Source organism: Fructobacillus sp. EFB-N1, assembly GCF_001038455.1.
Taxonomy (GTDB): domain Bacteria; phylum Bacillota; class Bacilli; order Lactobacillales; family Lactobacillaceae; genus Fructobacillus; species Fructobacillus cardui.
This window is the reverse complement of the sequence record NZ_LDUY01000014.1, coordinates 16,839-25,965: the sequence shown is the minus strand read 5'-3', so window position 1 is coordinate 25,965 and position 9,127 is coordinate 16,839. Positions and strand designations below refer to the sequence as shown.

At 44.2% G+C, this 9,127-nt stretch carries 20 protein-coding genes; all 20 read left to right on the top strand.

All coding sequences use genetic code 11. The annotated features are described in order from the left end of the window. Positions 1-10: 10 nt before the first annotated feature. The 20 genes from rpsS (at position 11) to rpsM (ending at position 9,121) form a co-directional block, all read left to right on the top strand. Positions 11-286 (top strand): 30S ribosomal protein S19, encoded by a 276-nt coding sequence (gene rpsS, locus FEFB_RS04305; RefSeq protein ID WP_047975022.1) that lies wholly within the window; start codon positions 11-13, stop codon positions 284-286. Between the two features lie 14 nt (positions 287-300). Beyond that, a complete protein-coding gene (gene rplV, locus FEFB_RS04300) occupies positions 301-657 on the top strand; it encodes a 50S ribosomal protein L22 (RefSeq protein ID WP_010691186.1) in 357 nt (118 codons plus the stop codon). Then, the gene (rpsC, locus tag FEFB_RS04295; RefSeq protein ID WP_047975021.1) at positions 657-1,325 is read left to right on the top strand and encodes a 30S ribosomal protein S3; all 669 of its coding nucleotides are present in this window, start codon (positions 657-659) and stop codon (positions 1,323-1,325) included. The genes rplV and rpsC overlap by 1 nt, the downstream gene beginning before the upstream one ends. A gap of 14 nt (positions 1,326-1,339) precedes the next feature. Then, entirely contained in the window at positions 1,340-1,753 is a 414-nt protein-coding gene (rplP, locus tag FEFB_RS04290; RefSeq protein ID WP_047975020.1) for a 50S ribosomal protein L16, read from the top strand. Continuing rightward, positions 1,753-1,959 carry a 50S ribosomal protein L29 gene (rpmC, locus tag FEFB_RS04285; RefSeq protein ID WP_047975019.1) on the top strand — a complete coding sequence of 69 codons (207 nt, stop codon included), beginning with the start codon at positions 1,753-1,755 and terminating at the stop codon, positions 1,957-1,959. The genes rplP and rpmC overlap by 1 nt, the downstream gene beginning before the upstream one ends. Before the next feature lie 22 nt (positions 1,960-1,981). Further along, a complete protein-coding gene (gene rpsQ / locus FEFB_RS04280; protein ID WP_047975018.1) occupies positions 1,982-2,248 on the top strand; it encodes a 30S ribosomal protein S17 in 267 nt (88 codons plus the stop codon). A gap of 51 nt (positions 2,249-2,299) precedes the next feature. Then, complete coding sequence (gene rplN, locus FEFB_RS04275; protein ID WP_047975017.1) at positions 2,300-2,668, top strand: 50S ribosomal protein L14; 369 nt, start codon at positions 2,300-2,302, stop codon at positions 2,666-2,668. 21 nt (positions 2,669-2,689) lie between these two features. Next, positions 2,690-2,998, top strand: a complete 309-nt coding sequence (gene rplX / locus FEFB_RS04270; RefSeq protein WP_047975016.1) for a 50S ribosomal protein L24 — start codon at positions 2,690-2,692, stop codon at positions 2,996-2,998. 40 nt (positions 2,999-3,038) lie between these two features. Beyond that, positions 3,039-3,581: a 50S ribosomal protein L5 gene (gene rplE / locus FEFB_RS04265; RefSeq protein ID WP_047975015.1), complete on the top strand. Its 543-nt coding sequence runs from the start codon at positions 3,039-3,041 to the stop codon at positions 3,579-3,581. Positions 3,582-3,708: 127 nt separating this feature from the next. Beyond that, positions 3,709-4,107: a 30S ribosomal protein S8 gene (rpsH, locus tag FEFB_RS04260; RefSeq protein WP_047975014.1), complete on the top strand. Its 399-nt coding sequence runs from the start codon at positions 3,709-3,711 to the stop codon at positions 4,105-4,107. A 24-nt stretch (positions 4,108-4,131) separates the two neighbouring features. Further along, positions 4,132-4,668 (top strand): 50S ribosomal protein L6, encoded by a 537-nt coding sequence (gene rplF, locus FEFB_RS04255; protein WP_047975013.1) that lies wholly within the window; start codon positions 4,132-4,134, stop codon positions 4,666-4,668. 88 nt (positions 4,669-4,756) lie between these two features. Then, a complete protein-coding gene (gene rplR / locus FEFB_RS04250; RefSeq protein ID WP_047975012.1) occupies positions 4,757-5,110 on the top strand; it encodes a 50S ribosomal protein L18 in 354 nt (117 codons plus the stop codon). Between the two features lie 20 nt (positions 5,111-5,130). Beyond that, positions 5,131-5,637, top strand: a complete 507-nt coding sequence (rpsE, locus tag FEFB_RS04245) for a 30S ribosomal protein S5 (RefSeq protein ID WP_047975011.1) — start codon at positions 5,131-5,133, stop codon at positions 5,635-5,637. A gap of 11 nt (positions 5,638-5,648) precedes the next feature. Continuing rightward, entirely contained in the window at positions 5,649-5,831 is a 183-nt protein-coding gene (gene rpmD / locus FEFB_RS04240; RefSeq protein ID WP_047975010.1) for a 50S ribosomal protein L30, read from the top strand. Between the two features lie 30 nt (positions 5,832-5,861). Further along, the gene (gene rplO / locus FEFB_RS04235) at positions 5,862-6,296 is read left to right on the top strand and encodes a 50S ribosomal protein L15 (RefSeq protein WP_047975009.1); all 435 of its coding nucleotides are present in this window, start codon (positions 5,862-5,864) and stop codon (positions 6,294-6,296) included. 1 nt (position 6,297) lies between these two features. After that, complete coding sequence (gene secY / locus FEFB_RS04230) at positions 6,298-7,596, top strand: preprotein translocase subunit SecY (RefSeq protein ID WP_047975008.1); 1,299 nt, start codon at positions 6,298-6,300, stop codon at positions 7,594-7,596. A 23-nt stretch (positions 7,597-7,619) separates the two neighbouring features. Next, positions 7,620-8,186, top strand: coding sequence for an adenylate kinase (locus FEFB_RS04225; RefSeq protein ID WP_047975007.1), 567 nt, complete (start codon positions 7,620-7,622; stop codon positions 8,184-8,186). Between the two features lie 99 nt (positions 8,187-8,285). After that, positions 8,286-8,501, top strand: coding sequence for a translation initiation factor IF-1 (gene infA / locus FEFB_RS04220; RefSeq protein ID WP_010691205.1), 216 nt, complete (start codon positions 8,286-8,288; stop codon positions 8,499-8,501). A gap of 50 nt (positions 8,502-8,551) precedes the next feature. After that, positions 8,552-8,671 carry a 50S ribosomal protein L36 gene (gene rpmJ, locus FEFB_RS08455; RefSeq protein ID WP_074717856.1) on the top strand — a complete coding sequence of 40 codons (120 nt, stop codon included), beginning with the start codon at positions 8,552-8,554 and terminating at the stop codon, positions 8,669-8,671. A gap of 78 nt (positions 8,672-8,749) precedes the next feature. After that, positions 8,750-9,121: a 30S ribosomal protein S13 gene (rpsM, locus tag FEFB_RS04215; RefSeq protein WP_047975006.1), complete on the top strand. Its 372-nt coding sequence runs from the start codon at positions 8,750-8,752 to the stop codon at positions 9,119-9,121. The last annotated feature ends 6 nt before the right edge of the window (positions 9,122-9,127 follow it).

The window sequence follows — 9,127 nt, the reverse complement described above, 5'->3', positions numbered from 1 at the left end:
GAGATAACTAATGGCTCGTAGTTTGAAAAAGGGACCATTTGCGGACCCACACTTGCTTAAGAAGATTGAGGCCCAAGCGGACCAAGAAAAGAAGTCAGTGATCAAGACATGGTCACGTCGCTCAACAATTTTCCCAAGTTTTATCGGATTTACAATTGCAGTCTATGATGGCCGCAAGCACGTTCCAGTTTATGTCCAAGACGACATGGTTGGTCACAAGTTAGGTGAATTTGTGCCAACTCGTACGTTCAAGGGTCACAAGAACGACGATAAGAAGACTAAGTAAGGAGGAAATGAAAAATGGCTGAACAAGTAACATCAGCTCGGGCGACCGCCAAGATCGTTCGCGTTGCCCCTCGTAAGGCGCGCTTAGTTCTTGACACGATTCGTCGGAAGAATGTCAACGAAGCATTCGCAATTTTGAAGTTCCTGCCTAATACTTCTACTGAAGATATTTATAAGGTTTTGAACTCAGCAGTTGCTAACGCTGAAAACAACTTTTCACTTGACCGTGAAGATTTGATCGTTAAGGAAGCATTTGCCAACGAAGGACCAACGCTTAAGCGTTTCCGTCCTCGTGCCAAGGGTTCTGCTTCTGCAATTAACAAGCGCACAAGCCACATCACAATTGTGGTAGCTGAGAAGGAGGAAAAGTAATGGGTCAAAAGATTAACCCAACTGGCTTCCGTGTCGGTGTCATCCGTGACTGGGATGCGAAGTGGTTTGCTGATAAGGCAGACTTTTCTAACCAACTTCTTGAAGACTTGCGTATTCGTAAGTACATCGAAGAGAACTTGACGGACGCTTCAGTTGATCGCGTAGAAATCGAACGCTCAACTAAGTCACGTATCGATTTGACTTTGCACACTGCCAAGCCAGGAATGGTTATTGGTAAGGGTGGTTCCGAAGTTGAAAAGTTGCGGACTCAATTAGCTAAGTTGACGAATGTTGACGAACGTGGACGCCACAAGCGTGTCTTCATCAACATCGTTGAAATTAAGAAGCCTGATTTGTCAGCTCACTTGGTGGGCTTGCAAGTTGCAGGTGATTTGGAACGTCGTATCGCTTTCCGTCGTGCAATGCGTGGTGCTATCCAACGTGCCCGCCGTGCCGGTGCTAAGGGAATCAAGATTGTTGTTTCAGGTCGTTTGAACGGGGCAGATATGTCACGTATCGAACAGTATACTGAAGGAACTGTTCCACTCCACACACTTCGTGCAGACATCGACTACTCATGGGACGAAGCAGCTACTGCTTACGGAAACTTGGGTATCAAGACTTGGATCTACCGTGGTGATGTGTTGCCAAAGAAGAAGAACAAGTAAGGAGGGAAGCAGACATGTTAGTACCAAAGCGTGTTAAATTCCGTCGTGTACACCGTGGTCACATGCGTGGCGAAGCTAAGGGTGGAAAGACGGTGGCTTTTGGTGATTATGGCTTGCAAGCAACAACTTCAAGCTGGATTACCAATCGTCAAATCGAAGCTGCCCGTATTGCAATGACCCGTTATATGAAGCGTGGTGGTAAGGTTTGGATTAAGATCTTCCCTCACAAGTCATATACATCTAAGGGTGTTGGTGTTCGAATGGGTAACGGTAAGGGTGCTCCCGAAGGATGGGTTGCCCCAGTTAAGCGTGGTAAGGTAATGTTTGAAGTTGGTGGCGTGGCTAAGCCTGTTGCCTTAGAAGCATTGCGTCTTGCACAACACAAGTTGCCTGTACGTACAAAGATTATTGCTCGGGAGGCTGAATAATGACGAAAGCAAATGAATTAAAAGCTTTGTCACTTGCGGATTTGCAAAAGCGCGAAGCCGAATTCAAGGAAGAATTGTTCAACCTTCGTTTTCAATTGGCTACTGGTCAATTAGAAAACACGGCCCGTATTTCAAAAGTTCGTAAGGACATCGCACGTGTGAAGACTGTCATTCGTGCACAACAATTGGCAGAAGCCAACAAATAAGACGAAAGGAAGAAGCTGAAAAATGAGTGAAGAACGTAACGCTCGTAAGACTTATCGTGGTCGTGTCGTATCTGACAAGATGGACAAGACTATCACTGTTGCCGTTGATACTTATGTCAACCACCCAGTTTATGGTAAGCGAGTTCGCTATACTAAGAAGTTCAAGGCCCATGATGAAAAGAGCATCGCTAAGATGAACGATATCGTTGAAATCATGGAAACTCGTCCTTTGTCTGCAACGAAGCACTTCCGTTTGGTAAAGGTTGTTGAAGAGGCAGTTATCCTCTAATCGGACTTTAATCCAATCGTCGTAAACTATTGCTAACAAGGAGGATGAACCATGATTCAACAAGAGAGTCGTTTGAAAGTGGCTGATAACTCTGGCGCACGTGAAATCTTGACGATTAAAGTGCTCGGTGGTTCTGGCCGTAAAGTTGCTGGTATTGGTGACATGATTGTTGCTACTGTCAAGCAAGCTATCCCTGGTGGTAACGTTAAGAAGGGTGACGTCGTTAAGGCTGTCATCGTACGAACTGTATCTGACGTACGTCGGACTGACGGTTCATACATCAACTTCGATGAAAACGCTGCTGTTATCGTTAAGGATGACAAGTCACCAGTTGGAACGCGTATTTTTGGCCCTGTCGCACGTGAATTGCGTGACAACAACTTTACGCGAATCGTTTCATTGGCACCAGAAGTGCTTTAATACTACTAGGAGGAGCCAATCATGTTTGTAAAAACAGGTGATAAGGTTCGCGTCATCGCTGGTAAGGACAAGGGTAAGGAAGGAACAATCACTAAGACTGTTGCTGCCAAGAACCGTGTCGTTGTCGAAGGCGTAAACCTCGTTAAGAAGCATCAAAAGCCTTCTAACGAATACCCACAGGGTGGTGTTATCGATATCGAAGCACCTATCCACGCATCAAACGTACAATTGATTGACCCATCAACTAACGAACCAACCAAGGTTGGCTTCAAGTTTGAAGATGGCAAGAAAGTACGTTTTGCTAAGAAGTCTGGCAATGTGTTAGGCTAAAAAAAGCTATAATCTATTTTGAAAGGTAGAAATCATTATCATGGCAAATGAATTAAAAGTAAAATATGTTAATGAAGTTCAACCTGCTTTGATCAAGAAGTTTAACTTTACTTCACCAATGCAAGCCCCAAAGATCGAAAAGATCGTTTTGAACATGGGTGTTGGTGATGCGGTTTCAAACTCAAAGAACCTCGATGAAGCGGTTGAAGAATTGAAGTTGATTGCTGGACAACAACCAGTTATCACTCGTGCAAAGAAGTCAATTGCTGGATTCCGTCTTCGTGAAGGAATGGCTATCGGTACAAAGGTTACTTTGCGTGGAGAACGTATGTTTGAATTCTTGGACAAGTTGATTAACATCTCTTTGCCTCGAGTTCGTGACTTCCACGGTGTTTCTTCTAAGGCCTTTGATGGTCGCGGAAACTACACTTTGGGAATCCGTGAACAGTTGATTTTCCCTGAAATCGACTTTGACAAGGTTAACCGCGTTCGTGGTTTGGACATCGTTATTGTAACGACTGCTGCAAACGACGAAGAAGGTTTCGAATTGCTTTCTGGCTTGGGTATGCCTTTTGCCAAGTAAGTAATTTAAAAATGCGGTCACTCATTTGGGTGGCGCGTTTTTAAGTGTTTGTGACAAGTGTCTTGAACACTTAAGAGCGTGTCAAATTCTTGATGACGTTCAAAATATAAAAGGAGGATATCGATAGATGTCTATGACTGATCCAATCGCTGATTTTTTGACTCGAATCCGTAACGCCAACATGGCGCGTCACGCTTCCGTTGAAATTCCAGCATCAAAAATGAAGAAGAGCATTGCCGAGATCTTGAAGCAAGAAGGTTTCATCCGTGATGTAGAATACTTGGAAGACAACAAGCAAGGTGTTATCCGTGTATTTTTGAAGTACGGAGAAGATCAAGAGCGTGTCATCACTGGTATTAAGCGTGTTTCGAAGCCTGGTTTGCGTAAGTATGCTAAGGCCGAAGAAATGCCAAAGGTCTTGAATGGTCTTGGTATCGCCATTGTTTCAACATCAAACGGTGTTGTAACTGATAAGGTAGCACGTGCTAAGCAAGTCGGTGGCGAAGTGCTGGCTTACGTTTGGTAATATATCTAAGAAAGGAGACTTACCATGAGCCGTATTGGAAACAAAATCGTTACGATCCCTGCTGGCGTTGAAGTTAAGCAAGATGGTCAATTTGTGACTGTTAAGGGACCTAAGGGTGAATTGAACTACACGATCAACCCTGAAATCACGATGCACATGGATGGTACTGAAGTATCATTTACTCGTGCAGCGGAAGATAAGAAGCACCGTGCATTGCACGGTACGACTACTGCAAACTTCTCAAACATGGTTGAAGGCGTTACTAACGGCTTCTCAAAGACTTTGAAGATGGTTGGTGTTGGTTACCGTGCCGCAAAGTCTGGTTCAAAGTTGACTTTGTCAGTTGGGTATTCACACCCAGTTGACTTTGAAGACCGCGAAGGTTTGACTGTTGAAGTTCCTGATGCCTTGACTATCAAGATTTCTGGAATCTCAAAGCAAGCAGTTGGTGATTTTGCTGCGGAAGTTCGCGCAATTCGCCCACCTGAACCATATAAGGGTAAGGGAATTCGTTACGAAGGCGAAGTTGTCCGTCGTAAGGAAGGTAAGACTGGTAAGTAAGCTTTTAGCTTCTTAACCCGTTTTACATTTAATAAACAAAGATTATTTGAAAGTGGTTGAACCACTTAAAGAAAAGGAAAGCACAGCTATGATTACGAAACCAGATAAGAATAAGCTTCGCGTACAACGCCACAAGCGTGTCCGCGGCAAGATCTCTGGTACTGCTGCTCGCCCACGTTTGAACGTTTTCCGTTCTAATGTCAACATCTACGCTCAATTAATTGATGACGTAGCGGGTGTAACGCTAGCAAGTGCCTCATCACAAAGTGCCGATGTTACCGGTACAAAGGTTGAACAAGCCGTTAAGGTTGGCGAGATGATCGCTAAGAATGCTAAGGCTGCTAACATCGAAGAAGTTGTCTTCGATCGTGGTGGTTATGTTTATCACGGACGTGTGAAGGCCTTGGCCGACGCTGCTCGTGAAAACGGTTTGAAGTTCTAAGGAAAGGAGGAATAATACAAATGGTTGAATTCGTAAACCCTAAGGAATTAGGCGAATTAGAAGAAAACGTTGTTGCAATTAACCGTGTTACCAAGGTTGTTAAGGGTGGACGTCGTTTGCGCTTCGGTGCTTTGGTTGTCGTTGGTGACAAGCAAGGTCACGTTGGTTTTGGAACTGGTAAGGCACAAGAAGTGCCAGAAGCTATCCGTAAGGCCGTTGAAGACGCAAAGCGTAACTTGATCACTGTACCAACAGTTGGTACTACTATTCCTCACGAAGTTCTTGGTGAATGGGCTGGTGGTAAGATCCTGGTTAAGCCTGCTAAGGAAGGTGCTGGGGTTGCCGCCGGTGGTGCTACTCGTTCCGTAATGGAATTGGCTGGTATCAACGATGTGACTGCTAAGTCATTGGGTTCATCAACTCCTGTCAACGTTGTTCGTGCAACTTTTGATGCATTGAACAACTTGAAGGATGCTGAACAAGTGGCAAAGTTACGTGGTGTTTCATTGGAACACTTGGCTGAATAAGGAGCGATAACATGGCTGATTTGAAAATCACTTTGATTAAGAGTGCGGCTCATCGCTTGCCTAAGCAACGTGCCATTGTTAAGTCACTTGGACTTAACCGTGTGTCAAGCTCAGTGGTGAAGCCTGATAACGCAGCTACTCGTGGCGCAATTTTCCATATTGCTCACTTGGTTGCTGTTGAAGAAGTAAAATAAAAAAATTTTAGAAAAAGGAGGGACCAAACGATGAATTTGAACGAATTGCAACCTGCTTTGGGTTCACGCCAGACACGTAACCGTGTTGGTCGTGGTACTTCATCTGGAAACGGTAAGACTGCTGGTCGAGGCCAAAAGGGACAAAAGGCCCGTGGTAAGACACGTCTTGGGTTCGAAGGTGGACAAATGCCTTTGTACCGTCGTATTCCAAAGCGTGGATTTACAAACATCTCACGCAAGGAATTCGCAGTTGTTAACTTGGACAAGTTGAACAACTTCGATAACGGCACTGAAGTAACACCTGCTTTGTTGATTGAAAACGGTGTAGTAAAGAACCAAAAAGACGGAATCAAGGTCTTGGGTAATGGTCAATTGGAAAAGAAGTTGACGATTAAGGCCCACAAGTTCTCTGCTGCTGCAGTTAAGGCCATCGAACAAGCTGGTGGTACAACCGAGGTGATCTAAAATGTGGCGCACGCTATTTAATGCAATCCGACAAAAAGATATTCGTAAGAAGATGCTTTGGACGATTTTGATTCTCTTTGTTTACCGCATTGGGACTCATATCACTGTTCCAGGTGTTAATCCTGCTGCCTTGAATTCAGTTTCTGGCTCAGGCTTGCTGAATATTTTAAATATTTTCTCGGGTGGAGGCTTACTGAACTTCTCGCTCTTTGCGATGGGGGTCTCGCCTTATGTTACTGCACAGATTGTTGTGCAGTTGCTGCAGTTAGATATCGTGCCACGTTTTGTTGAATGGAGTAAACAAGGCGAAGTTGGTCGCCGGAAGCTGAATCAAGCTACCCGGTACTTGACCATTATCTTTGCCTTTTTGCAATCAGTGGGAATTACCGCTGGGTTCAACTCCTTAGCCGCCTATGGTTTGGTGAAGCAGACCAATAACGTGACCTCCTTCCTACTGATTGGGTCGGTCATGACAATTGGAACTTTCTTTGCCATGTGGTTGGGAGAAATGATTACCGAAAAGGGTCTTGGAAACGGTGTTTCCATGATTATCTTCTCTGGAATTATTTCTCAAACGCCTTCTGGTTTGTGGGAAATTTTCAAGGAAAATGTTCTGCAATCTAGTGGCAACGACAAGGTTACCGGCTGGATTTTCATGGCGGTTTTGCTGACGGCAATCATTTTGGTTGTGGGAATTACGACTTGGTTCTATGAAGCAAGTCGTCGTTTGCAAATCCAATATACACGGTCAGCTTCCTCCTATGGGGCGGAAGCTTACCTACCTTTGAAGTTAAATGTTTCTGGGGTGATTCCTGTGATCTTTGCTTCGTCATTGATTTCAACACCACAGACAATTCTCTTCGCCTTCCAGAGTAAGTATAGTAATGTTGGCTGGTTTAAAATTTTACAACAGATTTTCTCCATGCAAACAACAACCGGAGCGATTTTCTACACCGTTTTGATTATTCTCTTTACTTACTTCTACGCCTTTGTACAGGTTAACCCTGAAAAGTTGGCCGAAAACTTGCAAAAGCAGGGGGCTTACATTGTTGATGTTCGTCCTGGTGTCGAAACGCAAAAGTTCGTCACAAAGTTGCTCTTACGCTTGTCGTTTGTTGGGGCTTTGTACCTTGGCTTTGTTGCCTTGGTACCATTGATTGCATCTGATGTATGGGGACTTAATGAAAAGATTGGCTTGGGTGGAACTTCTTTGCTGATTGCCATCGGGGTTACCCTTGATTTGATTCGTCAAATTGATGGTCTCTTGCAAAAGAAGAACTACGTAGGCTTCATCCGTTAAGCTGGTTTAAAAGGAGTTCAATCATGACGAAAAACCTAATTTTATTGGGTCTACCTGGTGCAGGTAAGGGAACCCAAGCTGAGAAGATTATTGCTGACTACCCAATGGTTCACATTAGTACTGGCGATATCTTCCGGGCCAACATGAAAGAAGAAACTGAGCTTGGACAACAAGCAAAAGCCTTCATGGATGCTGGTAACTTAGTTCCTGATGAAATTACAAATGCGATGGTCGCTGATCGACTATCACAACCTGACGTAGTTGAAAACGGCTTTATGCTTGACGGCTACCCACGTAATGAAGAACAGGCCAAGTTCTTGGACCAATTCTTAGCCGAAAAGAACGACAAGGTTTCGGCTACCTTGTATTTTGAAGTTCCTGACCAAGTTTTGGTTGACCGGTTAATGAACCGGGGACGGGCCGATGACACAAAGGATGTCATCGCACACCGTTTGGAAGTCAACAAGAAGGCCAACTTGCCTTTGGTTGATTACTATGAAAATCATGGTGTCTTGCACACCATCGATGGTAATGGTGAATTAGATCGAATTTACGCTGATGTAAAATCGGTCTTGAATGCCTTGGACTAAAAGGCTTTTCTTGATAATTCAGGGGAATCCTGGTATAATCAATAAGGTTGACCGCCTTATCGATTATGTTGAATGATGGTTACATAGGAGGTAATCTGCGTGGCCAACGATGTCATTGAAATTGAAGGCAAAGTGAAAGAAACGATGCCAAATGCAATGTTTCAAGTCGAACTTGAAAATGGTGCGGTCATTTTAGCACACGTTTCCGGGAAGATTCGTAAGAATTATATTCGGATCTTGCCAGGTGACCGTGTCACGGTTGAAATGTCACCATACGACTTGACAAAGGGTCGTATTACTTACCGTTTCCGCTAAAAATCAGCGAGGCGGTCTATAATCAGTTAACCGAATAGGAGGAATAGATTATGAAGGTACGTCCATCAGTTAAAAAAATGTGCGAATCTTGCCGTGTGATTAAGCGTAACGGCCGGACAATGATTATTTGCCCAGCTAACCCTAAGCACAAGCAACGCGCAGGTAAGTAATTTTTACTTACAAAGATAAAAAACGCTTGAAAATGAACTTAGAAGTTCTTTCAAAATATTAAAAGGAGGTAAATTGTTATGGCTCGTATTGAAGGTATCGATTTGCCACGTGACAAGCGAATTGTCATTGGTTTAACATACATCTACGGAATCGGTAATACAACTGCCCAAAAGATCTTGGCTACTGCTAAGGTTTCTGAAGACGTTCGAGTTCGCGACTTGACGGTTGATCAAGAAGATCAAATCCGTGAAGCTATCGCTGCTTTGAACTTGCAGTTGGAAGGTGACTTGCGTCGTAAGGTATCCCTTGATATCAAGGGATTGCAAGAAATCGCCTCATACCGTGGTATTCGTCACCGTAAGGGATTGCCCGTTCGTGGACAACACACGAAGAACAACGCCCGTACTCGCAAAGGCCCAGCTACGGCAATTGCTGGTAAGAAGAAGTAAAACACT